The organism is Serratia sp. 121840015-1 (assembly GCF_053627655.1).
On record NZ_JBSEYF010000002.1, the window covers coordinates 215,377 to 238,847 of the forward strand.

Here is a 23,471-nt window from a genome sequence, read left to right on the forward strand (position 1 = left end):
GGCTTATAACAGCCATCGGGCCTTGTGCTATGTGGGAAGAAACATTACAGCGGTTGGCTGAACTCCACCCGCTCACCGTCCGGCCCGGCGATCATCAGATAGCGCACGCCGTTGGCGCCGCTGGGCTGTAGCGTCGGCCCTTCAATCACCGGATACCCCAGCTCCGCCAGCCAATGCTGCGTGGCCGCCAGATCGGTGACCCGCAAAGCGATATGATCGATACCATAGGCGCTGGCGGGGCGAATCAGCCCTTCGGCGGGCAGCTGGTATAACTCCAGCGTTAGCTCACCCAACTGCAAAAACTGTACGGTTACGGGGCCGTCGAGCGCCAGCGTTTGCCGGGGTTCGAAACCGAGTGAACGATAGAAGCCGGCGGCTCGTTCGATATTGGCGCAGCGCAGGCCGACGTGCATCAACCCGTTAATCCGGTGTGCCATATCAAATCCCCTTGCGCGCGCAGTAGAAGCCATAGAAGGCGACGTAGGTGAAGCAGACCAGCGGTACGGCGAAGGCGATCTGCATATCGCCGCCGTTGAGATCGGAGATGATGCCCATGAGTAACGGCACCACCGCGCCGCCGATGATCGACATCACCACGATCGAACCGGCCACCTGAGTTTCTTCGCCCAGCCCTTTGATCGTCAGGCCAAAGTTGGTTGGCCAGCACAGCGCCATGCAGAAGTTGACGCCCATGATCGCCACTACCGCCAGCAGGCTTTGGATGTTGACGGCCAGCAGCAACAGCAGCACGCATACCGAACAGAACACGCCGAGCAACCGCGCCGGGCTGAACTTTTTCATCAGCGCGGTGGTGACCACCTTGCCGGCCGAGTAACAGACCAGCGTGGCCAGCAGCCAGTAGGTGGCCGAATGCTCGGTTGCCCCCTGTTCAATCATTTGCACAAAACGAATGGTGAAACTCCACAGCCCTACCTGCGCGCCGACATACAGGAACTGCGACAGCACCCCCAATCGGAAGCGCGGCAGTGCCAGCAGGATCTTCAGCGATTGCATCAGCGGCTTGCCCGCTCCCTGGTGCGAGCGTTGGGTTTTGCAGGCGGGGAATTTCACCGCCACGAAGATCAGTGCCAACACGATCAGCACGCTGCCGATGATCAGATAAGGTGTGACCACCTGCGACACCATCTGGGTGCGTGCCGCTTCGGCCGCCGCCGGTGCCATCTGCAGCAGCTCGGCGTGGCTGGGATCGTTTTTGCCGAACACCAGCTGCTGGCCGATCAATACGCCAAAAATGATCCCCAGCGAGTTGAATATCTGCGAGAAGTTGATGCGCTGGGTGGAGGTTTCCAGCGGCCCCAGCAGGCTGGAGTAAGTATTGGCGGAGGTTTCCAGGAACGACAGCCCGGTGGCGATCACCCCCAGGCAGGCCAGGAAGGCACCGTAGGTCATGATCTGCGCTGCCGGGATAAACAGGAAGCAGCCGAGCGCGTACAGGCACAGGCCGATTACGATCGCCACCTTGTACGAGTAGCGTTTGATCACCGCTGCGGCGGGCAGCGCCATCACGAAGTAGCCGAGGAAGAAGATCGACTGCACCAGTGCGGTTTGGGTATCCGACAGATCGAACCCCTTTTTGAACTGGGCGATCAGAATATCGTTCAGGTTGCCGGCCATGCCCCACAGGGCGAACAGGCAGCAGACCAGCATCAGCTGCAGCCAGGGCGTAGCGGGCAGATAGGCGCTGCGGTCGATACTTTCGGCCGCGGCGTGCTGCGCGATGTCGCCCTTGTTAATCAGAGAGTCGCTCATTGCGGTGTTCCTTCATCCGGAGAAAAAGAGAACGAGCTAATAACGTCAAGCTGTTCGTAGAGGGGTTGCGCCTGGCGGTAGAGCTGTTCGAACAGCTCGAAGCAGCGCAGGTAGTGTTCGTGCTGGCGCGGATCGGGAGTAAATTCGCGCTCGATGCTGACGGTGCGGCTCACCCCCTGGGCAAAACTGCTGAACAGCCCGACGCCGACCCCGGCGACGATCGCGCAGCCGGTGGTGCCGTTCTCCTGATTGCGCGTCTGCAGCAGCGGCAGGTTATAGACCGAGGCTTTGATCTGCAGCCACAGCGGGCTGCGTGCGCCACCACCGGAGGCAATCATTGCCTCCGGCTCCTGTGCGTGGCGCCTGAGCTGCTGCAGATTACGCAGGGAGGCCAGCGCTACGCCTTCCAGCACCGCGCGGTAGAGATGCGGCTGCCCATGCTTGCGCTGCAGGCCGAAGAACTGCGCGCGCGAGTTGGTGTGTTCCGCCAGCCGCTCGCCGGTCAGGTAGGGCAGGAACAGCAGCCCTTCGGCACCCGGCGGCACCTCGGCCGCCATATCGAGCATCTGCTGATGGTTGAGTTGGCCGGCGCTTAGCGCCGAACGCGCCCAGCGCATAGCGTCGCCACCGGCATCGAGCAGGGTAAAACCGCCCCAGGCCGAGTTGGCCAGGTGCAGGTTGTTGACGCTGGCAGAGAGCAGCGGGTGCTCCGAGACCACGGTGAGCAGCGTGGAGGTGCCGGTGCTGTCGGAGGCGATGCCGGCCTGATAGACGCCGGAACCGAGCAGGGTAGCGGCCATATCCGCCGTGCCCGCTACCACCGGCACGCCCGACGGCAGACCGGTGGCGCTCGCCGCTGCGGACGTAATGTGGCCAATCACATCGCTGGAGAGGTGGATGGCGGGCAACTGATCGGCACGCAACCCGAACTGCCGCAGCGCCTCTGGCGACCACTGCAGCGTGGCGCTGTCCATCAGGTAATAGCAGGAGGCTTCGCTGTAGTCGGTGGCGCGCACGCCGCAGAGCCGGAAATTGACGTAATCCTTTGGCATCAACACCGTAGCGATGCGTTCCCACTGCGATGAGTGATGCTCGCGCAGCCAGGCCAGCTTGAACGCCGGCCAGGCGGCGGTGGGGGGATTGTTCAACAGTTCCAGCCAGGGCTGCGGCGGCTGTTGGTGGCTAAAGCTGGCTACCTGCTGCTGCGAGCGTTTGTCGTTCCACAGCATGGCGCGATCGACGACCAGCTCGCCGTCGGCATCGAGCAAGACCGTGCCGTGCATCTGCCCGCAGGCGCCGACGGCAGCGATACGCGGCCAGTATTCGGCGTAGCGCGCGTGCAGCTCCTGCGTACACTGGCAGACGCACTGCCACCACAGCGAAGGCGGTTGTTCCGACCAGCCGGCCTGCGGCGTGATCTGCTCGTACTCGCGCTGCGCGAAGCCAAGGATTTCCCCGGTGTTGGTGACCAGCCCGGCGCGGGTGCTGCCGGTGCCGATATCAAGGGTAAGAAGTAAATCTTTCATTGTTATCACTCCCGTGGCGGATGGCGCGGGCCACCCGCAGAAGCGTGCGCTGAGATCGCGCAAGATTAGTTATCGTTCAGTTCCGGGAACAGGCCTGGATCCTGTTCGAGCTGCTCCAGCACGCGCTGGGTAGCCGCCGCGCTCATGCCAAAGCGGCGTACGCCCAGCCGATACAACGCGCGCACCGTGTCCAGATCGCGAATGCCGCCGGCCCCTTTGATCTGGATGCGGCCACGCAACTGATTGGCGATGATCGCTACTTTCTCTACCGTAGCGCCGGTCGGTGCCCAGCCGGTGGAGGTTTTCACCCAAGCCATGCCGACCTCGACGGCGATGTCGCACACCCGACGGATCTGCTGCTCGTTCAGATAGTGCGTCTCCAGAATGACTTTGGCCGGCACCGGCGCGGCGGCCTCGACTACCCGGCGCAGATCTTCGCGCACATAGTCGTAATCCCCCGATAGCACCTTGCCGATGTTCACCACCATATCGACCTCGCGCGCGCCCTCGGCGATCAGCTGGCGCACCTCCTGCACCTTGAGATCGGTGGTCTGCCCACCGCCGGGAAAGCCGACCGGCCCGCCAATCATCACGTCCGCCTGGCCGTGCTCCGGCAGCAGGGTGCTGAGGAAACGCGTCCAGCACGGCAGCACGTGCACCGAGATGATGTGATAGCGGCTGGCCAGCGCGGCGCAGAGGCGCACGTCTTCCTCGGTATTGGTGGCCTGCACTGCGCTCAGATCGATCAATCTGGCCATGCTTCTGGTTGTTTCATTCATTGCGTTTATCCTTCTTTTATTTTCATTTGATTTTATTTATTCACCTTATTCTCTTTCATATGGCTTTAAAATCAGCATTTGGTGAAATTGTGATCGGATCTGCGGTTTTGCTGTGAGGGGCGTGAAAGTGCGGGAGGAAGATGCGGTAAACGCCGCAATAAGAGGGTAAACGGGGATTGTGACGCTTTTTTCAACATTTAACTCATTGAATGCCTGATAACTCTTGCGCACCGATCGCGGGAAGGTATAATGCACCCGTTTTCCGCATACTACTTCAGTGCCGAAGTGGCGAAATCGGTAGACGCAGTTGATTCAAAATCAACCGTAGAGATACGTGCCGGTTCGAGTCCGGCCTTCGGCACCATTAAGTACCGCGCGAACAAGAAGCCACCGAGAGGTGGTTTTTTTGTGCCTGGAATCTGCCTGCTGTAATTACCTACCCACTTGACTCTGTATTGACGTATTTCCCATTTCAGCAAAAACCGGATCTTCCTGATGCTTTCATAAGGCCTATCTGATTGACCTTAAAGGCTAAAATGGCGTTTCATTGAACCCTTTCGGATCAAGGAATTCCAGGATGGAGCCACAACAGGAAGGGATCACGCGGGCGTTAACGCCGGGCGAAGTCAATCTGGCGCGCTCGGTGTTTGGCAGCACCATTTTCTATCAGACCGTATTGGTTCACTGCGACAGCTATCTGCCGTTTGGGCTACAGAATCAGTACACGGCGATGAGCCCGAATGGGGAGTTGTACTTTCGTAGGTCACTTTATGAAAGAGATTATGCGAGCCAAGATCCTGAAGCTAAGCATCTTTTCATTCATGAGATGGCACACGTTTGGCAGCACCAGAAGGGCATATGGGTACGCACCCGTGGGCTTCTCAGTTGGGCGGTAAGTTATCAATATCGGCTTGATCAACCTTTGCTGCGCCACTACAGCATGGAACAGCAGGCATCGATAATTGCGGACTATTTCATTCTCAAGAGATATGGGCCGAAAATCTTCTTCCGCTTGCCAAACAGGAAACTCATCGGGATAGTGGACAGAAGGACATTGTCACAATTTCACCCCATCATCAGAAGCGCAGGGCTGCCACTATGAGAAAATATTTATTCCTTCTTCTTCCTCTTTTTATCTCGGGTTGCCCAACCGGTGACAAGTTTAATCTCTATCAAGTACAAAGTAAGATCGTAGACGGTAAAGTCTGCGTCTTTTTTAATGAGAACGATATCGTAAAAAATGAATCCATACTGAATATCGCCATCTGGAAGCAAGGGGGCGATACCTACGTATACGAAAAATCATATGCTTACAGCCCGATAACGTTGGAGGCCAACAAGTGTGTTCCAGGTATCGGTGAGTTTAGTTTTATCGCTGGTGAAGGATACACCGTGTTGGTCAGAACGCCGTTGAATTCATACAGAACCGAGTTTTCCTTATGGAAAAAAGGGGGGGGGGTCGTGTTGAAACCAAACTAAATTTAAGCGAGCTGGCATGGCGATGAGAATTAGCCACGCAGGAATTTTAGCTTTGTTGTCTTTCGGCTGCAGGCATATGGATTTTTTCAGGGGTAGAATCCACGCTGGTCACGAAAAAAATCCTGTAATTGGTAGGTAAGTCGGGGGGGGAGTTTTGTTTATTACAAGAATTTCATGGTGAGAAAGTGTTCTGTTTTGATTATTTCATTGTTTATCTCTGGAAGCATATAGAAGATGGATATAGATAATTACATCTACAAAAGTTATATGTAAATCGCCCTGTGAAAATTGACGTGGGTAAATATAATTCTGATATGAGTGTTTTTAACTTTTACCCTTGAAGGAAGGGATGGTATTGAAATTAAAACCTATCGTCATATCTATATGGTATAGTTCATGGTTTGGATGCATGGAAGTAGGGTTATGCAGGATCTGTATAAGTTGAGGTAATTTATATAATTTAATGTTTTATTAAAATATAAAGGAGTTTCATGATGGAGTTCATTAAAATTATGGCTGGTTTATTTTTGGAGTTGTTGGGGGGATTACAGTCCAGCGGAGAGCTGTCTCAATGGCAAGTTTTTTTCATTTTTCTTCTTTCTATGCTTTTACTTGTCTCTTTTTTTAGGGCTAAAAATATTCTAGGCTTTGTGAATGGGATAAAAAACAGTCGACTAAATGAACTAAAGAGTCTTTGTTATTTTTTAGATAAGGATAGCCTTGAGGCTAGAAGTATTAATAAAGAAATAGACAAAATAGTTAGATATCGTATGTGTGGAGTTAGTGATGTTGCCATACAAAACTTGATTTTTAAATTGTCAGAAAAAAACAGCGATATTATAGCACCATCTTTTTTTAAAAAATATCACATATGGATAGGATTTGAAAATGGGGTTTTGATTTTCAAGCAAGGCGCTGTGTTTTGGATTGATAGTGTTTTTTTCGCTTTTTTTGCATTTCAATATATTGCTCTTGCATTTTTGTTTTTATTCCTTTCAATCTATCTTGGCGATGCGTTAGCATTATGGAGGCATTTTTTACTTTACACGATGGCGATGATTCTTATTGTTATGTTTAGTTCGTTTTGGAAAATGGTGCCAACACGTAAAGAGTGTCGTCTTTTGAAATATGTGGTTAGCAAGCAATTCGAAGATACTTGTAACGATCCTGAACCCATGGGTAAAAAATTATAGCTATTGCGTATCATTAGTTATCGCATAGACAAGAATCCGTCTTAAGGTGTTGTTTTGTTACTAAAGTTTGATATGTGTAAATTTCTTCGGTGGTGGAATGTGACTTAGATTACCTTGAATGAGTATTATAGATGACATGTGTATGTGAAACACACATGTCATTTAAGATATATAGGAGGTGTTATTTTTTTATTATTTCTGACTTTTCCATCCTTTCTAATAAATAAGATATTAAACTCAGGATGTTTAAGCAGTCCAGCTCAGAGTAATTATTTGGAACTAAGGTATCTAGCGGCATATGTGCTGCAGGATTTCTGAATGACTCTATTACTCCTCGAGATAAAGACATTTGTCCATTTTGCATGCTCAAACCTGTCTTCGTAGAAGTATCACATATCTTTACAAGAGGATTTGCAGGAGAAAATGCTTGATTAACTAAGTCTGTACCGTCAACAGTTAAACCTGTTAGGCTGCGAATTATTTCGCAATATATCTTTGTTCCTTGATCTGCAGCTATACCATATTGCCTATTTGTATAAAATGTTTTGATTCGGTCTTTTACTTTCTCATTTAAATAACGCCAATGTAGCATCGGGTACTCAGGAACTATAGTGTGTAAGGCTTCGACAACGGGACTATATTTTTCAAGAGCATCCTCATCACCCAAAAAATCTAGAATCTTTGATGTTTGCTGCCTAATATCTTCTGGCATAGTACTCATCCATTGGGAAGTATCAATACCTGTAGATATTTCAAGTTCTTTTTCTTTCTTTTCTTTTCGTTTATTTCTCCAATCAATATTTACTTGACTAATAAGAGTTGATAGATATTCACGAAAAATAGCCATATCTTCATTATCCCAATCGATTGACTGTCGATTGGTTGATATTACATCGTCATTTAGGTTGTCAATGAAGTCTGCAGAAATCCACCCTGTCAAATATTGGAAAAAATGACTTGATGTACTATTGGAAAAAAACTCAGGGTTATTTACGAGCTTTCCTCTTGAGAATATTGATATGCCTCTTAGTCCGGAGTTCGGTCTTATCGGTGTTTTTGATGTGTATAGTTTCCCTTGAAGTTTTTCACTATAAATATTATCTTTTTTTATTAGTGAGGTTATATCCCACTCGAACTGTTTTTCGAATCCATTGTAGCGCCTATCATTGCTAACAGTTTCTATTCTATTGCTTTGATCTTTAAGTGTTATTTTGAATGTATCATCTACAATGAATATTTTTGACAAACTATTAGCAATTGCCTCAAGATCAAATGACGATTGACGTTTTAGTTTTGACAGTTTTATAATAGTGCCATTCGCTGCATTTGTATCTTGGTCAGCTAATTCTACTTTTGGGTTATATACTCCATCAGCAGCAAGTAAAGCATTCCAATCAAGAGTGAATCTGTTTCTCTTTCCATCTTTGACTGTATCGATAGTAATTTCTTTGGCAAGGCCAAAGAGCGCTAACTTGCCTAATCCTTTTTTGCCCGTGGCATAACGACCAAATCGAGGTGTTGGTTTATCCCCATCATGCCGACGCCTATTACGGCCAATAACTAAAAACCTCTGCTGAATATCGATGGAGCTCATTCCTGTGCCATCATCTTTCACAGTGATAAACTTATTGCTGCCTACTTCTAAGAATTCTAAAACTACATTTTCGGCATCTGCATCGTAAGCATTTGAAATTAACTCGGCAAGTGCAGGAGGGAGCGTTGAATACATTTTCACGCCAAGATGTTCGATTGTATGAGGATCAAACTTCATTTCATAATTAGACATATTATTATTCCTGCTCCTGTCTTTTTATAAATCTTAAGTGCTCTAATATTTTCTGTGCGTGAGCACAAATGAAAGCTGGTGGCAAAGCATTACCAATCATTAGTGCTGCAAATTCCCTACCTCTTTCTAGAGAAAAAGCATAGTTTTTGGGAAAGGTTTGAAGAATTGCGGCTTCTCTTAAAGTTATGGCTCGATCTTGTTCGGGATGTAGGAAACGACCTTTTGATGGATTGGTACAGCCTCCAGTTATAGTAGGGGACACTTTATCCCAGGACATTCTGCCATAAACATCTCTATATCCATCAGCATTTTTTAAGTGACAAGGCAGCCAAAAGTTTTTTGGGAGGTCCATTCGTGAACCGCCGTTCTTAGGAATATGTCTAATCATTTCTTTTATTTTATCTGTTCGATTAGGAATGAAATCATGGAGCAAATCGTCACCATTGCCTGGAATTGGCAAGTGGAAAATTGCATCTTTAACTGTCTTGGGTTTTATATTTTTATCAGGTTCAGAAATAATACCATGCTTGGATGCAAGCAAAATCATTCTCTTTCTTCTTTGCGGAACACCATAAACCGCAGTATCTTTAACTTGCAGCGTCTTTTCACCAATAAAATATCCTCGTTCATGTAGTTCATTGAGGACTTGAGTAATACGCGCGTCTTTAGCAAGAGCGGGCACATTTTCTATCATTACAGTTTTTGGCTCAAAAGCACGAACAAAGCGCATTAAATCAAAGATAAGATCATTGCGTAGATCTATGACAGATGTGCACTTATTGCGAGTTCTATGAGTAGAGAATCCTTGACAGGGAGGGCAACCAGCCAACAAGTCCAGCTCACCTGGTTGCAGGCTAAGTTCTCGCATAATCTCCTGAGGGTCTAATGTCCTTATGTCGGCTTCGTAGAGAACATGCTCAGGATGGTTAGCTCGGTAAGTTTTTGCCGCAACAGCTTCGAGCTCAACTCCTGCAAGGACTTTGAACCCTGCATCTCTTAAACCGCATGTTAAACCACCCGCACCGCAGAAGAGGTCAATCGCTGTAAAATTCATTAGTTGCATCCATAATAAAACCTTATGCTACGATTTTCTCATAGTACTAATCAAATTAAAAGTATGAATGGTGGTTTATCACGATATTTGTAGGTGCTTTACATTTCATCAAGAATATATAATGAAGGTAAGAGTATTTATAAAGTGCTTACTGTTTTATTGAGGGTTGGTTTTTAAACCTAGTTAAGATGCCCTTGGGGTTTTAGGTGATCTATATCAGTTCAATGATACATTAGTGTGTAAAGTTAGGAATCCTGTAATGAGGTTGTGAGATGATTTTTTCTTTATTTAGGGCTATAATCATGCTAAGTCAACGTGCTATATTATTCATAACTGCGAGCAAGATACGTAGTGCTTATGGAGGGTTATTGTCTTTTTTCATCATGTGATGAATTCTACATGTTTTATCGAGGGTTGAGATATAATTTTATGAAGCTACGAAAAGTGTAATCTTAATGTATTTTTCTATAGTGATAACCAGTAGTGTTATTTCCCCATGAAAATATTATCCCTATGATAAGCCAGGTGCTCTGTATCGGGATAATGATTTATAGGTACACGAATAATTTTACCTTCATATTTCTCGAAATTCTCCACATAGATACTACTTTTCAACTGCTTGATTTTATTTGACAGAATCAGTTTCAAGTCTTCATCGAAAGTAATTAGCCCACGGTCAAAAGCCTTATCGTGCAAACTGGAGAGGCACAATCCGTTACTCGGGTTAAGGCGCTGTTCGATCGAATGACTCCAAGGCAGAATATGGCTAGCAACGAGTAATGCCGGTTCTTCTAAACCAGTGACACAGCAGCGATACTCGTAAGCTTCCAACACATTTTTGCGGAACAGGTTTTGGTCTACACGTGTTTTGACTGTAGAGAACTTATCTCTGCCACTGAAATCTTTTGGCTCTTCATCAAACTCAGGTGTGGCTGGTTTCTCCAAGTGTTCCATTGCGGCTTGGCATTGCTGATTGAATAAATCCATATCTTGGCTCATTTCTTTCCACAGCTCGCGATCGGCATTGGAGGCCCCTTTCAAACCGCTACGGCCAGATTCGATAATGTATGGATCCAAGCTAGCGAGGTTAACGAGCTTCATGGCTAGTGCTGATGGCGTGCGTCCAATCAATTTTGCATAGTGGATTATTTCGGGATTTCTCGAATGAAGTTTGCCAAATGGTATTTGACTATACAGAGTAAAAGCGATCAGTAATTCTTCTCTAGTCCAAAGTTTTGCAGCAGCCATACATCAATACCCAGCAGTTAACTCATCGATTTACCGAATGCGTTAACTATGCCAGGTAGGGAAGTAAATGCCTACCTTGATGAATGTTTTTGTTGTGATATGTCAGTCAGATCTATTGGAAAAGCGTGGGTGGGAAGGGCGACGAGTGCAGGCATCGCCCTGATTGTCATTTACGTTAGCCGCAGGTTTCCATCTCCCGCAACGCTCGTCCATAAAGGTTACAAAGTGCAGGAACCAGATGCGCTGTAGCATTGAGATAGCGATTCATCTGCTCCCAGCCTTCGGTATCCAGCTGTGGGGGCTTTTGCAGCAAGTGGCCGAACAGCATCAGCCCGTGGCACAGCCCTTCAGCCTGCTCGGCAGAGAGTGCGGCCAGGTCTAAAAGTTCTGAAGGGTTAAAAGCGCTGAGATCGAGGTGGTTAAACAGTTGGCGGTAGAGGGTGAGGGTGCTTGCAACGGATTCTGTAGTGGGAACCTTTGTCATGGGTGCATCTCCGTATGTCATTGATTAATGACTATCACCAGAGACGCTAAACTCGGGTGGTAGCCCAGACGGGGTTAGCGTCACCGGGACATACGAACCGGCACTTCTTACGAAGCCCCCGCCTGAGCCACCATTATTTGGAGTGAACTAAAGCTACTGCATTATTACATAATACAGCGGTAGTATGTCAGATTCGGAACGCTAACTCCGGCTGCGGATTTTGCCGCAGCGGAAAACTATAACGTTATCAGTAAAAGGAAAAAATAAGCTGTATGGAATTACAGTTTATTTACTTTTAGGATTGGAATGTACCTCGCAATTCGGCATATCATCTTTGCGTTGAACTATCAGTCATCCATTCATGGATAATATTTCCTCATTAAGATTTATAAATAATGGAATATGATGAAAGCTAATTGTTTACAGGTCATTGCAGGATCGATATTGTTAAGCGCCTGCACTGGCGATCGTCTCGATCAGCGCTATGCGCCAGATATCCCTATCACCGCCCATACTAAAGCGAATGGCGATATCTGCATCTCTCCGTCATCAAAGGAAAACGAAAGGCCAGATACGCTCTATCTCAGTGGTGATGCTGATGAGAAATTTATTGAGGTGAGGAATCAGGATCTTAAAAAGGGTATTTGCGTTACGCAGAACGATTACCCGTTTCAGGAAAATCATACCTACAGCATGAGGCTAAATTTTGTGCCGATTGAGAAGCGCAGAAACCTGCAGGATGTTTCCGGCAGGGCCTTTATTGCTCACTTCAAAGTGACAAAGCTCAATGGCGCTTACGAAATTGAAAATATCACACAGGGCAGCAGATAACGTAGGGACAAAATGAAACGGATCTTCCCCCTCACATTCCCCTTCCTGCTCGCCGGTTGTCCGTCGATAGGTGATCGTATCCCCGTAGACTACCCCGCAACCGCCAGCCTGCGTGAGGGCAAAGTATGCATCACCGTTCAGCCGCAGGGAGACGAAAAGCTCGCGGGTATTTCGATATACCGATTGGATGAGGCGCAGAACCGCACATTCAAATTCTTCGATCCGCTGCGGGATGTTGCCCCCAATCAGTGCGTCCCTGATGAAGGCTACGTATTTACGCCGGGGCAGCAGTACCATTTCTCCGTGAAGCTGGTCTCGCAGAAGAAACAACAGGCAGGTGAGTTTCCCTCTGCACGTGAGTTCGTCGCTGAATTTGCCCTACAGCAAGCAGCAACAGAGCTGCGTCTAGTGTCCCTCCCTCCACCCCGTTAGCACCATATGCCCATAAAGGAGCCCACCCACAGGCTCCAATATCCAACCTCTTGCTTACCCCAACCCCCCAATCCTTCCCCGAATCTCCTCCTCCGGCAGATCCACACCAATAAATACCAAGGTACTCCGACGTTCCTCACCAGGCAGCCATTCCCGATCCCAGTCGGCGTTATATAGGCGCTGTACGCCCTGGAACAGCAGGCGGCGCGGCTCGTCTTCGATAGACAGAATGCCTTTGTAGCGCAGTAGGTTGTCGGCGTATTCCAGCAGCAGGCCTTCCATCACGTCGGAGATTTGCATCAGCGGCAGCGGGCGCTCCAGCGTCACGACAATTGAGCGGATGTCGCTCTGCGGCTGCGGGATACGGCGGAACAGCGGGGCGGGCGGCGTCAGGTTGAGCTTGTCGTTCAGCGTAAAGCCTTCGATGTCGAACAGCACGCTCAGATCGATGTCGCCGTGTGTCACCTTGTAGACCGGCGCGCGGGCGTTCATCCGCTGCAGCCGCTGGATCAGCGCCGCGCAGTCCGGCGCCACGTCGGTTTTGGTCAGCAGGATGCGGTCGGCGTAGCCCACCTGCGCCTGAGCGATACTGAACTGGCTCAGCTGCTGGTCGGCGTGCGCCGCGTCCACCAGGGTGATGATGCCGTCCAGCAGGAAGCGCTCGCACAGGATCTCGTGCGAGAAAAAGGTCTGGGTAATCGGGCCGGGATCGGCCATGCCGGTGCATTCGATGATCAGCCGATCGAACGCCAGCTGGCCGCTGTCGACGCCGTCCAGCAGATCCAGCAGCGCGTCCGCCAGTTCGTTGGATTTACTGCAGCAGATGCAGCCGTTGCTTAACGTGGTGATGCGGCTGGCGCGATCGCCGATCAACGCATCGTCGATCGGCACTTCGCCGAACTCGTTCTCGATGACCGCGATTTTATAGCCGTGTTCGGCGTTCAGGATGTGGCGCAGCAGGGTGGTTTTGCCGGCGCCCAAAAAGCCGGTCAGGATGGTGACTGCAATGGGTTTCATACGGGTCCTTGTGACTGCGGGTTAACAGCAGCGCATGCCGCCTTTGCCGTCGCCGCCGTAGCGCGCTTGCTGGCGCTCGCGGAAAAATTCTTTATAGGTCATCACCGGCTTGTCCGGGTGGTTGTCTTTCATGTGCTGGACGTAGGTATCGTAGTCAGGCACGCCCACCAACATGCGCGCCGCCTGCCCGAGGTACTTCCCCGCCTGGCCGAGATTTCCGAACATAAGCCTTCTCCAACTTTACCCTGCATCACTACAGCGCTTGCTTAAGCCTGATATTAGGGGAAGCCGGGGGATGAGGTTCCCGCAGGGATGCCCCACCTCCGGGTCGCCCCGGGTATCTCGATTGCATCGCGCCGCACGCCTGGCATCTTGCGATACGTAGGCCGTGCGGCTTTGGGTACTACTTAACGTTTATTATGCAGGGTATCCGTTAAATCACATCAATGCTGGGTCGAAACTTTGACCTCCCCCTCAGTTACGCCGTCGGCGGGCGCGGCCTGCGGCACCGGCACGTAAGGCGTTTCCTGGTCGGTGCGTTTCGGGTTCTTGTGCGCTGCCATCGCGGTTTTCACCCCATAGAAGATGATGCTGTACACCACCAGCAGGAACAGAATGCTCAGCCCGGCGTTGGTGTAGTTGTTCACCACGATGTGGTTCATGTTGGCGATCTGCTGTGCGCTCAGCTCGGCGCCGCCTTCGGCGATCTTGCGCTTGTACTCGCCGGCCAGGAAGAAGAAGCCTTCCAGCTGCGGGTTGTCGCTGAACAGCTTCAGCCCCAGCGCGTAGGTGGTGCAGATCAGCAGCCACACCGCCGGCAGCACGGTCACCCAGATGTATTGGGTGCGCTTCATCTTAATCAGCACCACGGTGCCCAGCACCAGCGCCACGGCGGCCAGCATCTGGTTGGAGATGCCGAATAGCGGCCACAGGCTCTTCACGCCGCCGAGCGGATCCACCACGCCCTGATACAGCAGGTAGCCCCACAGCCCGACGCAGCCGGCGGTACCGACGATGCCGGCCACCAGCGAGTCGGTTTTCTTCAGGAACGGCACGAAGTTGCCCAGCAGATCCTGCAGCATGAAGCGGCCGGAGCGGGTGCCGGCGTCCAGCGCGGTCAGGATGAACAGCGCCTCGAACAGAATGCCGAAGTGGTACCAGAAGCCCATGTTGGCGCCCGGAATGATCTGGTGGAACACGTGGGCGATGCCCACCGCCAGCGTTGGCGCGCCGCCGGCGCGGTTCAGCACCGAAGGTTCGCCGATGTCGGTCGCAGTCTGCAGGATCTGCTCCGGGCTGATGACGAAGCCCCAGGAGCTGACCGCCGCCGCCGCGTGCACGGTCACGTCCTTCAGCGAAGCCATGATCATCGGCGCGTCTTCGGTGCCTAAGCGGTGCAGATCCGGCATGGTGATGCCCAGCGCCGCCGGCGGGGTGTTCATGGCGAAGTACAGGCCCGGCTCGATGATAGAAGCCGCCACCAGCGCCATGATGGCGACGAAGGACTCCATCAGCATCGCGCCGTAGCCGATAAAGCGCGCGTCGGTCTCATTGGCCAACAGCTTCGGCGTGGTGCCGGAGGCGATCAGCGCATGGAAGCCGGAGACCGCGCCGCAGGCGATGGTGATGAACAGGAACGGGAACAGGGTACCTTTCCACACCGGGCCGGTGCCGTCGACGAACTGGGTGACCGCCGGCATTTTCAGCTCAGGGTTGAGGATCACGATGCCGATCGCCAGCCCGACGATCACGCCGATTTTCAGGAAGGTGGCCAGGTAGTCGCGCGGTGCCAGGATCAGCCACACCGGCAGCAGGGCGGAGACGAACGCGTAGCCGATCAGCGTGAAGGTGATGGTGGTGTCTTTAAAGGTCAGCGCCGGGCCCCAGTACGGGTCGTGCGCCACCACGCCGCCGAACCAGATGGCGGCCACCAGCAGCACGATGCCGATGATTGACACTTCACCCACGCGGCCGGGGCGCAGGTAGCGCATGTAGATGCCCATAAACAGCGCGATTGGCACGGTGGAGCAGACGGTGAACACGCCCCACGGGCTTTCCGCCAGCGCTTTCACCACGATCAGCGCCAGCACCGCCAGGATGATGATCATGATCAGGAAGCAGCCGAACAGCGCGATGGTGCCCGGTATCGGCCCCATCTCTTTTTTGATGATCTCACCGAGCGAGGCGCCGTTGCGGCGCGAGGAGATGAACAGCACCATAAAGTCCTGCACCGCCCCCGCCAGCACCACGCCGCCCAGCAGCCACAGCGTGCCGGGCAGGTAGCCGACCTGCGCGGCCAGCACCGGCCCCACCAGTGGCCCGGCGCCGGCGATGGCGGCGAAGTGGTGGCCGAACAGCACGTTCTTGTTGGTCGGCACGTAGTTCAGGCCGTCGTTGTTGACCACCGCCGGGGTGGCGCGGCCGGCGTCCAGCTTCATCACCTTGGTGGCGATGTACAGGCTGTAGTAGCGGTAGGCCACCAGATACACCGCCACCGAAGCGACGACGATCCACAGCGCGCTGATGTGTTCGCCGCGGCGCAGCGCCACCACGCCGAGGCAGGCTGCGCCGAGTATCCCCAGCAGCATCCACGGAATGTGCTTTAAAATCCCCTCTCGTTTCATGAGGTATCCTTAATTCCAGTCTGCAAAATATGAATGAACTCATCCGCTTGTAAGAGATGTCAGAGTGGCGCGGTGAGCCGTAGCGTCTTTCCCGAGGTAAGACGGGTTTAGGAACAGCTCATCATCGCCGGGGATAAGGGGGGAAGACAGGCGTATTTCGGTCAGTGGTCAGATCCGCCGGGTGAACGGTTGGATTGGCGGGGTGAGCGGTTGGCGGCTTGAACCAGAGAGAGTCGGCCGCCGGCGGGCGGCAGCCTGTCTCCTCAAACCGTCTGCATGGCCTGCAGCAGGTGGATAAACGCGGCGCTGAGCGGCGGCGTGGCCGGCTCATGGCGGGTAAAGACGTAAAAGCGCGCGCTGATGTCGATCTCGTGCGTCGGGATTTTCTGCAGGTGCAGCTGCGGGGCGTAGTGTGCGACCACCCGATCGCTCAGCAGTGCGATATAGCCTTGCTGCCTGACCAGGCACCAGGTCGCCAGAAAGGAGTCGGTCTCGACGATCTGGCCGTGCGGCGTATAGCGTTCGGCGATCTCGCGGATGGCGGCATGCCCCACCGAGCAGGAGCGCGGCACCACCCATTTGGCCTCGGCCGGCGGCTGCCCGGCTGCGGTAAGATCGCCTCCCTGATAGAGCGAGAAGCGCTCGCTCTTCAGCGCCTGCATGGCCAGATCGGCGCCGCCCGCCGCGCCGTTCAGGCTGCTGACCGCCAAATCCAGCTCGCAGTTTCGCAGCCGGGCCAGCAGGCCCTCCGGGCCGTCTTCCACCACCGTCACCCGGGTATGCGGGTAGCGGCGGTTGAAGCCTTCGAGCACCTGAGGCAGGTAGCACAGCAGCGGATCGACGCTCATCCCCACCCGCAGGCGCTTCTCGCCGTCAGCGCTCAGGCCGCGCAGTTCGTCAAACGCGTTGAGCAACTGATTGGTGGCGGCGTCTATCCGCCGGTAAAACAGCTCACCGACTGCCGTCAGGCGCACGCCGCGGTTGCTGCGCTCCAGCAGCCGCGCGCCGATGGTCATTTCCAGCTCTTTCAGCACCCGGCTGAGCGTCGGCTGCGAGATGGCCAGCTTTTTCGCGGCCTCGTGCAAGCTTCCACAGTGGACAATGTCTTTGAACATCGTCAGATGCGCCAGCTTTGGCATGGTTTTCATGGTTGATCTCCCTGGAAGTGAAAGGCATCAGCCGGAGCCGGCGATGCGGCTGTAATAGGCCTGTTTCATCATGCTGTCGTTCAGCAATTTATTGATGGTCTGGTCGAGCACCGGCGTGGTGACGGAGGCCGGCATCAAGGTGGCGGTGATCTCCACGTCGTCGTCGCCGAAGGGTTCGATATCCAGATGCGAGATAAAGCAGTTTTCCCCCTGCAGCACCTGTTTGAATTTGGCCAGCGCCTCACGCTGCTCATGCTCGAAGGCAATGACGCAAATCTGGTAGGTAGACTCGCCGTTAAGGTCATTAAAGGGCTGTTTGTTGACCATATTGACCAAGGGGCGCAACAGGGTGTTGGCGGCGAGCACGAACAGCGTGGCGGCCAGCGCATCGCCGTACAGGCCGCAGCCGGCGCAGGCGCCGACCGCCGCGGAGCCCCAGAGCGTGGCGGCGGTGTTCAGGCCGCGGATGTTCATCCCTTCCTTCATGATGGCCCCGGCGCCGAGAAAGCCGACGCCGGAGACCACGTAGGAGATGACGCGCACCGCGCCGCCGCTGCCGTCGATGGTCATGGCCAGATGGACGAAGATCGCCGCGCTGGTGGCCACCAGCGTGTTGGTGCGCAGCCCGGCGGTGCGCTGGCGGAACTGTCTTTCGTAGCCGATGGCGGCGCCCAGGACGGACGCGGTCAGCAGCGTCAGCAGTGTATGAATGAAATGCATGATAATAACTCGATGTATTATCCGCTTATCATGAGCCACCCGTGGTGGGGTAACTCTTGATAAACAGGTAGTTAAGTTGGCGGGGTTCCGCCCCGCCAGTCCAAGGCGGCGCTCAGTGCGCGGCGGCGATCTGCCGGCTGAGCGTCTCGCTGATTTTGTCCGTCAGCGGCTGCATCCCCTCGCGGGTGCGCGCCTCGCGGCGCTGCGTGATGTGATAGCAGCCGTCGAGGGTGCCGGCGCCCAGCAGGAGGATGCGGTCAGACATCATCACCGCCTCCTCTACGCTGTGGGTAACCAGCACGATGGAGCGGGTTTTGATCTGGCGCGTGCTCCAGATACGCAGTAGATCGCTGCGCAGGTGTTCGCCGGTATAGACGTCCAGCGCGGAAAACGGCTCGTCCAGCAACAGCAGCATCGGTTCTACCGCCAGCGCGCGCGCGAAGCCGACCCGCTGGCGCATGCCGCCGGAAAGCTCGCGCGGGTAGGCGTCGCGGTAGGGCACGAGCCCGACCAGATCGAGCATTTTCAGCGTCTGGGCTTCGACCACCTGCGGCGGCAGATCCTGCGCCTGCAGCCCGAAGGCGATATTTTGGTAGACGTTCAGCCACGGGAAAATGGCGAAGGTCTGGAACACCATGTTGATCTGCGGATTCGGCCCCGAGACTTTTTTATCCCCCAGCATCACGGTGCCCAGATCCGGCGCGATCAGGCCGGAAAGCATGCGCAGCAGGGTGGATTTGCCCGAGCCGGACTGCCCCAAAATGCTGACGACCTCGTTGTCGTAAAGGCGCAAATTGATTTCATTCAGCACCAGACGTTTTTCTTTACCGGTAGGTTGAACGCTTTTGCTGACGTTATTGACCGTCAGCAGCGTGGTTTTTTTTACCATCATGATCCGTCTCCACCCAATTAAAAATATGAGCATGGAAAAAGGGCCGATATTTATCGCCGGGCAGGCGTAAAGTAAATGCGGGTGCAAATAAGCCTGACCGTTATCGGACTGTTAATACGCTTATGCTGGAGGGGTTAACCCATCGGGCGTGCCGGTGCGGCATGCGCGGAGGCCAGAGGCTGAAGGATAGAGCGAAGGGATGCTATAACTGACTCATATCCTGACACTTTCAGGATGCAATGGGATGGCTATTGCTCCTGTGACCTCAGCGATTCCAACAATAAAATAAACAACCAACTGTCGCCGTCCATATCATTCTCCCGTTATTTTTCGTGTGGCCATAATACGCGTGCCATAGCCTGTTATTCAATGTGGTTACGCCGAATTATGGCGGCAAAATGTAATTTAATATGAATGCGGGAAAGATTTTCTTTATTCATTAAACGGGGCGTAAACAGAAAGTACCAGAATGAATATAGGCATCATTTTATGGAAATATAAACCTGAATTAAACGAGAGAATAAGGGGCGGGCGAAAGTTAACTCATGAACCGGCCGGAGAGCGTCCTCCGGCCGGGATGGGGATCAGAACTGATACATGATGCCGGTTTCGACGATGTCATCGGCGCCGGCGCCGACGGCGTTCTGCCGTTGCAGCAGGTTGAGTTTGTACTCCACGTAGGTCGACATGTTGGCGTTGAAGCTGTAATTCAGCGCCAGATCCAGGTATTTGACCAGATCGGCATCGCCGATGCCGGGCAGGTTGCGACCGCGCGTTTGCAGGTAGGCCAGCGAGGGCGTGACGCCGGAATCGAAGTGATACTGCGCGACCGCCTCAATAGCGTCCGCGCGGGGGGCGAAGCCGGCGTAGCGATCGCCGTCGACGTAGGTCATGTTCTCGGTGCGCGCGTAGCTTGCCGCCAGGTAGAGGTTGTCCTGGTCGTATTTCAGCCCTAGGGTCCAGGCCCGGGCGCGATCGCCGTCAGCCAGGCCGAAGCGCTGTTGCGCCAGCGTGCGCGCAGAGTTGGCGTAGGCGCCGCCAACGTTGAGCCCCACGCCGGTGTCGTAGGTGGCGGAAAAGGCGTAGCCATCGCCGTTTTGCGTCTGGATATCCTTCGCCCGGTGAGCGTCGTCCCCCCGATTCTTCCCCTGATATTGCAGGCCGAGATCCAGGCCGTCGACCAGACCGCCCAGGCTGCGGTTGTGGTAGGTCAGCAGGCCGTTGGCGCGGCCGGTCATAAAGTTGTCGGCTGCTTCGTAGCTGTCGTTGCCGAATTCAGGCAGCACGTCCGTCCAGCCGGCCACGTCATACAGCAGACCGTAGTTGCGGCCGTAATCCAGGCTGCCCCAGTGCCCGAACGTCAATCCGGCGAAGCCCAGGCGGGTATAGCTGTCGCCCGGCCCGGCGCTTTCCGGCTGATCGAGCCCTGCCTGATATTCCCACTGCCCATATCCCGTCAGCGCGTCGCCGATCTGCGTCTCGCCTTTGAAACCGAAGCGGGTATAGGAGCGGTCGCCGTTATTGTCGGCGTCGCTGCTGAAGTAATGCACGCCGTTCAGCTGGCCGTACAGATCCAGTTTATTGCCGTCTTTATTGACGATTTCCGCGCCGCTGGCGGCGGCCGGCAGCAGGATGAGCAGCGTCATCAGCACGCTTTTATGGTTCATTTCAGTTCCCCAAGTGGATGAAAACAGGGCCGTTAACCGGCCGATTGCGCTTGCGCGATTTTTTTGTACAGGCAGCTGCGGATCCGATCGGTGAGGTGCCGCAGGCTTTCCCGGTTGCGCGCCGCACGCGGGATATTGACGCTGAATTCGTCGTCGATCCGTTTGCTGGCCGCGTCCAGGATCAGCACCCGATCGGACATCAGCACCGCTTCTTCGACGTCGTGCGTCACCATCACCATGGCGCGCGTGCGCAGCCGGTTGTCTCCCCACAGCGCCAGCAGGTCGCCCCGCAGTTTTTGCGCGGTAAAGATATCGAGGGCGGAGAAGGGTTCGTCCAGCAGCAAGAGGTCGGGCTCTACCGCCAACGCCCGGGCGAAGCCCACCCGTTGACGCATGCCGCCCGAAAGCTCGCGCGGCCAGGCGTGCTCATAGCCGGTCAGGCCCACCAGGCGCAGCAGCGCTCCCAGCCGCTCGGCGATCGTCTGCGGCGGCAGCCGTTGCGCCAGCAGCCCGAAGGCGATGTTGTCGTACACCGTCAGCCAGGGATAGAGCGCGTAGGACTGAAACACCATGCCGACGTTGGCGCTCGGGCCGTCGACCGGTTTGCCCGCCAGCGTGAGCGTGCCGCTGTCCGGTGGGATCAGCCCGGCCAGCATGCGCAGCAGCGTGGACTTGCCCGAGCCGGATTGCCCCAGAATGGTGACGAACTCGCCGGCGTGTACGGTCAGCGATACGTCGCGCAACACGGGTTTGGGGCGTTTGTTTTCGCCGATAAACGTCTTGTTCAGCCGGCGGGCGCTGATAATTACCTCTTGAGTCACCATGTGGTTCCCCCTTGATCAGTCATATTTGAATTTGGTTTCCGCGATGCGATACAGCGGTTGCCAGACGAAGATGATGCACAGCGCCACCAGCGCGCACATGGCGGCGCAGCCCAGCGCGGACTCCGGGTTCTTGCCGGCGTCGGTGACCACGGAAATGAACGCGCCCAGCCCGGTGGCGCTGAGGGTGGTGCTGCCCCACTGGATCACCTCGGCGGCGATGGCGCTGTTCCAGGCGCCGCCGGCGGCGGAGATGATGCCCGTCACGATGTAGGGGAAAATTGCCGGCAGCATGTAGTAGCGCCACCAGCGGAAGCGGCGCAGCCCGAAGGTTTCGCTGACTTCGGTGATCTGGGTTGGAATGGCGGAAACGCCGGCGATCACGTTAAACAACACGTACCACTGGGTGCCCAGCATGATCATCGGGATGGCCCACCAGCCAAGATCCTGATGATAAATGGCGATGAAGGCGGCGATCAGTGGGTAGAAAATGTTGGGCGGAATGGCCGCCAGGATCTGGATGATCGGCTGGAAGATCTTCACCAGCCGCGGATTCATGCCGATCCACACCCCCAACGGCGTGAAGATCGCCACGCTGAGCAGCATGGCCGCGGCCACGCGCGCGGTGGTGAGCAGCATCCATTCCGGCAGCATGGCGAAGTACTGTTTGGGGAAGTATTCCCACAGCCGGTAACCGAACCAGACGCAGGCCAGCACCACGCCGAGATACCACAGGCTGCGCCACAGCCAGTTCCCCTTGGCGGCGAGCCTGAACAGGCGGTGCAGGCCGAGGGCGTACCACAGCCGCGGCAGCTTGAACAGCCACAGGTCAGCCAGCGCGCGCAGCGTGCGGCCGAGTGCCGCGCCGACGTGCGAGAAGGCCAGGCTGTTGTAGAACCACGGATTGCCGAGCGGCCGGCTGGCGGTGACGTCTTCGTATTTGAAGCGCGCGGTATAGCGCACCAGCGGGCGGAAAACCAGCTGATCGAGCAGCACGATGTTGGCGGCCAGCGCGACGATCGCATACAGGATCGCCGGCACGTTCTGCTGCGCCAGCGCTTCGGCGATGTAGGAACCGACGCCGGGCAGTTCGACCGAGCGATCGCCGACCGGAATGGCCTCGGAGGCCACCAGGGCGAACCAGGCGGCGGATTGCGACACCATGGCGTTCCACAGCAGGCCCGGCACCGAATAGATGAACTCCAGCCGCCAGAAGCGTTGCCACGGGTTGTAATTGAAGCTGCGTGCGGCTTCATCCAGCTCCTTGGGCACGATGCGCAGCGTCTGATACAGCGTCAGCATCATGTTCCAGGCCTGGCCGGTAAACACCGCGAAGATGGCGGTGCACTCCAGCCCCATCACGCTGTGCGGGTAGAGGTTGAGAAAATACACGGTCGTGAAGGTCAGGAACCCCACCAGCGGCACCGACTCCATAAAGTTGACGAAGGGCAGGATCACCCGGCGCAGCGGCGTATAGCGCGCGGCCAGCACGGCGAATACCACAGAAAACAGCAGCGACCAGGCCATGCCGAGGAGAAAGCGCATGCTGGTTCTGAGCGAATAATAAAGCAGGTTCCAGGCATCAAGACTGATGGCAGAGACGTTTTGTTCATTGAAGTCACCGTGCATGTCACCCCAGGCACGAATAAAAAAGGCAATGAAAAAAACACCGATGGCGATAACGATAAAGTCGTTTAAATAAGACTTTCTGAAAATAGATGTACCCCGGTTATTTTGCATAACGCAATACCTTATTTTTCCCATAAGAAATCCGTCGGCGCTCGGGGAATATGCCCGGCGACACCAGATAAATACCGCCGTAGCGGTTGAGACAGACGTTGTTTTCGCAGCGGGGCGATGGGTGGGCCGGCAGAGCGGGAAAGGCCGTCAGAAGGGGAGCGGATGCCGCATTCTGTGTCTTTCAGAATGCAACGCGGATGGCATTACTGAAAGACGCCCAATAGCATTAGCGTAAAACTAAAACTTTCATCGCCCATGGG

22 protein-coding genes and 1 tRNA gene are annotated in these 23,471 nt (G+C 54.3%); 6 read left to right on the forward strand and 17 right to left on the reverse strand.

Annotated elements, in window-relative coordinates; all coding sequences use genetic code 11:
- Nucleotides 1-44: 44 nt before the first annotated feature.
- The 4 genes from ACUXAC_RS14395 to deoC all read right to left on the reverse strand — a co-directional run bounded on the left by ACUXAC_RS14395 (nucleotide 45) and on the right by deoC (nucleotide 4,075).
- Nucleotides 45-437 (reverse strand): VOC family protein, encoded by a 393-nt coding sequence (locus tag ACUXAC_RS14395; protein WP_308343360.1) that lies wholly within the window; start codon nucleotides 435-437, stop codon nucleotides 45-47.
- Between the two features lies 1 nt (nucleotide 438).
- Nucleotides 439-1,770 carry an L-fucose:H+ symporter permease gene (gene fucP, locus ACUXAC_RS14400; RefSeq protein ID WP_308343359.1) on the reverse strand — a complete coding sequence of 444 codons (1,332 nt, stop codon included), beginning with the start codon at nucleotides 1,768-1,770 and terminating at the stop codon, nucleotides 439-441.
- A complete protein-coding gene (locus tag ACUXAC_RS14405; protein ID WP_308343358.1) occupies nucleotides 1,767-3,296 on the reverse strand; it encodes a xylulokinase in 1,530 nt (509 codons plus the stop codon). Before ACUXAC_RS14405 ends, fucP begins: the two co-directional genes overlap by 4 nt.
- Before the next feature lie 65 nt (nucleotides 3,297-3,361).
- Nucleotides 3,362-4,075, reverse strand: coding sequence for a deoxyribose-phosphate aldolase (gene deoC / locus ACUXAC_RS14410; RefSeq protein ID WP_373275280.1), 714 nt, complete (start codon nucleotides 4,073-4,075; stop codon nucleotides 3,362-3,364).
- 279 nt (nucleotides 4,076-4,354) lie between these two features.
- On the opposite strand from deoC, the gene ACUXAC_RS14415 reads away from it, so the two are divergent.
- The 4 genes from ACUXAC_RS14415 (at nucleotide 4,355) to ACUXAC_RS14430 (ending at nucleotide 6,747) form a co-directional block, all read left to right on the forward strand.
- Nucleotides 4,355-4,439 (forward strand) — tRNA-Leu (locus tag ACUXAC_RS14415).
- Between the two features lie 213 nt (nucleotides 4,440-4,652).
- On the forward strand, nucleotides 4,653-5,177 hold the full coding sequence (locus ACUXAC_RS14420) for a type IV secretion protein Rhs (protein ID WP_342121434.1): 525 nt from the start codon (nucleotides 4,653-4,655) through the stop codon (nucleotides 5,175-5,177).
- The gene (locus tag ACUXAC_RS14425) at nucleotides 5,174-5,554 is read left to right on the forward strand and encodes a putative T6SS immunity periplasmic lipoprotein (protein WP_454266727.1); all 381 of its coding nucleotides are present in this window, start codon (nucleotides 5,174-5,176) and stop codon (nucleotides 5,552-5,554) included. The genes ACUXAC_RS14420 and ACUXAC_RS14425 overlap by 4 nt, the downstream gene beginning before the upstream one ends.
- Nucleotides 5,555-6,045: 491 nt before the next feature.
- The gene (locus ACUXAC_RS14430; protein WP_454266728.1) at nucleotides 6,046-6,747 is read left to right on the forward strand and encodes a hypothetical protein; all 702 of its coding nucleotides are present in this window, start codon (nucleotides 6,046-6,048) and stop codon (nucleotides 6,745-6,747) included.
- A gap of 181 nt (nucleotides 6,748-6,928) precedes the next feature.
- Here ACUXAC_RS14430 and ACUXAC_RS14435 read toward each other — a convergent pair whose 3' ends face one another.
- From ACUXAC_RS14435 to ACUXAC_RS14450, 4 genes are all read right to left on the reverse strand, one after another.
- A complete protein-coding gene (locus tag ACUXAC_RS14435) occupies nucleotides 6,929-8,533 on the reverse strand; it encodes a TIGR02391 family protein (protein ID WP_454266729.1) in 1,605 nt (534 codons plus the stop codon).
- Between the two features lie 4 nt (nucleotides 8,534-8,537).
- Nucleotides 8,538-9,587: a DNA cytosine methyltransferase gene (locus ACUXAC_RS14440; protein ID WP_454266730.1), complete on the reverse strand. Its 1,050-nt coding sequence runs from the start codon at nucleotides 9,585-9,587 to the stop codon at nucleotides 8,538-8,540.
- Nucleotides 9,588-10,073: 486 nt separating this feature from the next.
- Nucleotides 10,074-10,835 (reverse strand): HNH endonuclease, encoded by a 762-nt coding sequence (locus tag ACUXAC_RS14445; RefSeq protein ID WP_454266731.1) that lies wholly within the window; start codon nucleotides 10,833-10,835, stop codon nucleotides 10,074-10,076.
- Nucleotides 10,836-11,010: 175 nt separating this feature from the next.
- A complete protein-coding gene (locus ACUXAC_RS14450) occupies nucleotides 11,011-11,319 on the reverse strand; it encodes a hypothetical protein (protein WP_454266732.1) in 309 nt (102 codons plus the stop codon).
- A gap of 405 nt (nucleotides 11,320-11,724) precedes the next feature.
- Here ACUXAC_RS14450 and ACUXAC_RS14455 point away from each other — a divergent pair, with 405 nt between their 5' ends.
- Both ACUXAC_RS14455 and ACUXAC_RS14460 read left to right on the forward strand, forming a co-directional pair.
- Entirely contained in the window at nucleotides 11,725-12,150 is a 426-nt protein-coding gene (locus tag ACUXAC_RS14455) for a putative T6SS immunity periplasmic lipoprotein (RefSeq protein WP_454266780.1), read from the forward strand.
- Between the two features lie 12 nt (nucleotides 12,151-12,162).
- Nucleotides 12,163-12,582: a putative T6SS immunity periplasmic lipoprotein gene (locus ACUXAC_RS14460; protein ID WP_089186797.1), complete on the forward strand. Its 420-nt coding sequence runs from the start codon at nucleotides 12,163-12,165 to the stop codon at nucleotides 12,580-12,582.
- Nucleotides 12,583-12,636: 54 nt separating this feature from the next.
- On the opposite strand, the gene yjiA is transcribed toward ACUXAC_RS14460, so the two are convergent.
- The 9 genes from yjiA to ACUXAC_RS14505 all read right to left on the reverse strand — a co-directional run bounded on the left by yjiA (nucleotide 12,637) and on the right by ACUXAC_RS14505 (nucleotide 23,100).
- Nucleotides 12,637-13,599: a GTPase gene (gene yjiA / locus ACUXAC_RS14465; protein ID WP_454266733.1), complete on the reverse strand. Its 963-nt coding sequence runs from the start codon at nucleotides 13,597-13,599 to the stop codon at nucleotides 12,637-12,639.
- Nucleotides 13,600-13,620: 21 nt separating this feature from the next.
- Nucleotides 13,621-13,824 carry a YbdD/YjiX family protein gene (locus tag ACUXAC_RS14470; RefSeq protein WP_004953088.1) on the reverse strand — a complete coding sequence of 68 codons (204 nt, stop codon included), beginning with the start codon at nucleotides 13,822-13,824 and terminating at the stop codon, nucleotides 13,621-13,623.
- Nucleotides 13,825-14,042: 218 nt separating this feature from the next.
- Nucleotides 14,043-16,223, reverse strand: coding sequence for a carbon starvation CstA family protein (locus ACUXAC_RS14475; RefSeq protein ID WP_033648584.1), 2,181 nt, complete (start codon nucleotides 16,221-16,223; stop codon nucleotides 14,043-14,045).
- A gap of 263 nt (nucleotides 16,224-16,486) precedes the next feature.
- Nucleotides 16,487-17,371, reverse strand: a complete 885-nt coding sequence (locus ACUXAC_RS14480) for a LysR family transcriptional regulator (protein ID WP_038878288.1) — start codon at nucleotides 17,369-17,371, stop codon at nucleotides 16,487-16,489.
- 27 nt (nucleotides 17,372-17,398) lie between these two features.
- Complete coding sequence (locus tag ACUXAC_RS14485) at nucleotides 17,399-18,091, reverse strand: MgtC/SapB family protein (protein ID WP_047569513.1); 693 nt, start codon at nucleotides 18,089-18,091, stop codon at nucleotides 17,399-17,401.
- A gap of 112 nt (nucleotides 18,092-18,203) precedes the next feature.
- On the reverse strand, nucleotides 18,204-18,983 hold the full coding sequence (locus ACUXAC_RS14490) for an ABC transporter ATP-binding protein (RefSeq protein ID WP_201965317.1): 780 nt from the start codon (nucleotides 18,981-18,983) through the stop codon (nucleotides 18,204-18,206).
- 584 nt (nucleotides 18,984-19,567) lie between these two features.
- Nucleotides 19,568-20,650, reverse strand: coding sequence for a porin (locus ACUXAC_RS14495; protein WP_197783637.1), 1,083 nt, complete (start codon nucleotides 20,648-20,650; stop codon nucleotides 19,568-19,570).
- Nucleotides 20,651-20,682: 32 nt separating this feature from the next.
- Nucleotides 20,683-21,474 (reverse strand): ABC transporter ATP-binding protein, encoded by a 792-nt coding sequence (locus tag ACUXAC_RS14500; RefSeq protein ID WP_454266734.1) that lies wholly within the window; start codon nucleotides 21,472-21,474, stop codon nucleotides 20,683-20,685.
- A gap of 15 nt (nucleotides 21,475-21,489) precedes the next feature.
- Complete coding sequence (locus ACUXAC_RS14505; protein ID WP_225529120.1) at nucleotides 21,490-23,100, reverse strand: ABC transporter permease; 1,611 nt, start codon at nucleotides 23,098-23,100, stop codon at nucleotides 21,490-21,492.
- Nucleotides 23,101-23,471: the final 371 nt, after the last annotated feature.

Coding starts and splice junctions, on each gene's coding strand:
- ACUXAC_RS14395 (WP_308343360.1), bottom strand. CDS start 437: ATGGCACACCGGATTAACGGGTTGATGCACGTCGGCCTGCGCTGCGCC.
- fucP (WP_308343359.1), bottom strand. CDS start 1,770: ATGAGCGACTCTCTGATTAACAAGGGCGACATCGCGCAGCACGCCGCG.
- ACUXAC_RS14405 (WP_308343358.1), bottom strand. CDS start 3,296: ATGAAAGATTTACTTCTTACCCTTGATATCGGCACCGGCAGCACCCGC.
- deoC (WP_373275280.1), bottom strand. CDS start 4,075: ATGAATGAAACAACCAGAAGCATGGCCAGATTGATCGATCTGAGCGCA.
- ACUXAC_RS14420 (WP_342121434.1), top strand. CDS start 4,653: ATGGAGCCACAACAGGAAGGGATCACGCGGGCGTTAACGCCGGGCGAA.
- ACUXAC_RS14425 (WP_454266727.1), top strand. CDS start 5,174: ATGAGAAAATATTTATTCCTTCTTCTTCCTCTTTTTATCTCGGGTTGC.
- ACUXAC_RS14430 (WP_454266728.1), top strand. CDS start 6,046: ATGATGGAGTTCATTAAAATTATGGCTGGTTTATTTTTGGAGTTGTTG.
- ACUXAC_RS14435 (WP_454266729.1), bottom strand. CDS start 8,533: ATGTCTAATTATGAAATGAAGTTTGATCCTCATACAATCGAACATCTT.
- ACUXAC_RS14440 (WP_454266730.1), bottom strand. CDS start 9,587: ATGAATTTTACAGCGATTGACCTCTTCTGCGGTGCGGGTGGTTTAACA.
- ACUXAC_RS14445 (WP_454266731.1), bottom strand. CDS start 10,835: ATGGCTGCTGCAAAACTTTGGACTAGAGAAGAATTACTGATCGCTTTT.
- ACUXAC_RS14450 (WP_454266732.1), bottom strand. CDS start 11,319: ATGACAAAGGTTCCCACTACAGAATCCGTTGCAAGCACCCTCACCCTC.
- ACUXAC_RS14455 (WP_454266780.1), top strand. CDS start 11,725: ATGAAAGCTAATTGTTTACAGGTCATTGCAGGATCGATATTGTTAAGC.
- ACUXAC_RS14460 (WP_089186797.1), top strand. CDS start 12,163: ATGAAACGGATCTTCCCCCTCACATTCCCCTTCCTGCTCGCCGGTTGT.
- yjiA (WP_454266733.1), bottom strand. CDS start 13,599: ATGAAACCCATTGCAGTCACCATCCTGACCGGCTTTTTGGGCGCCGGC.
- ACUXAC_RS14470 (WP_004953088.1), bottom strand. CDS start 13,824: ATGTTCGGAAATCTCGGCCAGGCGGGGAAGTACCTCGGGCAGGCGGCG.
- ACUXAC_RS14475 (WP_033648584.1), bottom strand. CDS start 16,223: ATGAAACGAGAGGGGATTTTAAAGCACATTCCGTGGATGCTGCTGGGG.
- ACUXAC_RS14480 (WP_038878288.1), bottom strand. CDS start 17,371: ATGAAAACCATGCCAAAGCTGGCGCATCTGACGATGTTCAAAGACATT.
- ACUXAC_RS14485 (WP_047569513.1), bottom strand. CDS start 18,091: ATGCATTTCATTCATACACTGCTGACGCTGCTGACCGCGTCCGTCCTG.
- ACUXAC_RS14490 (WP_201965317.1), bottom strand. CDS start 18,983: ATGATGGTAAAAAAAACCACGCTGCTGACGGTCAATAACGTCAGCAAA.
- ACUXAC_RS14495 (WP_197783637.1), bottom strand. CDS start 20,650: ATGAACCATAAAAGCGTGCTGATGACGCTGCTCATCCTGCTGCCGGCC.
- ACUXAC_RS14500 (WP_454266734.1), bottom strand. CDS start 21,474: ATGGTGACTCAAGAGGTAATTATCAGCGCCCGCCGGCTGAACAAGACG.
- ACUXAC_RS14505 (WP_225529120.1), bottom strand. CDS start 23,100: ATGCACGGTGACTTCAATGAACAAAACGTCTCTGCCATCAGTCTTGAT.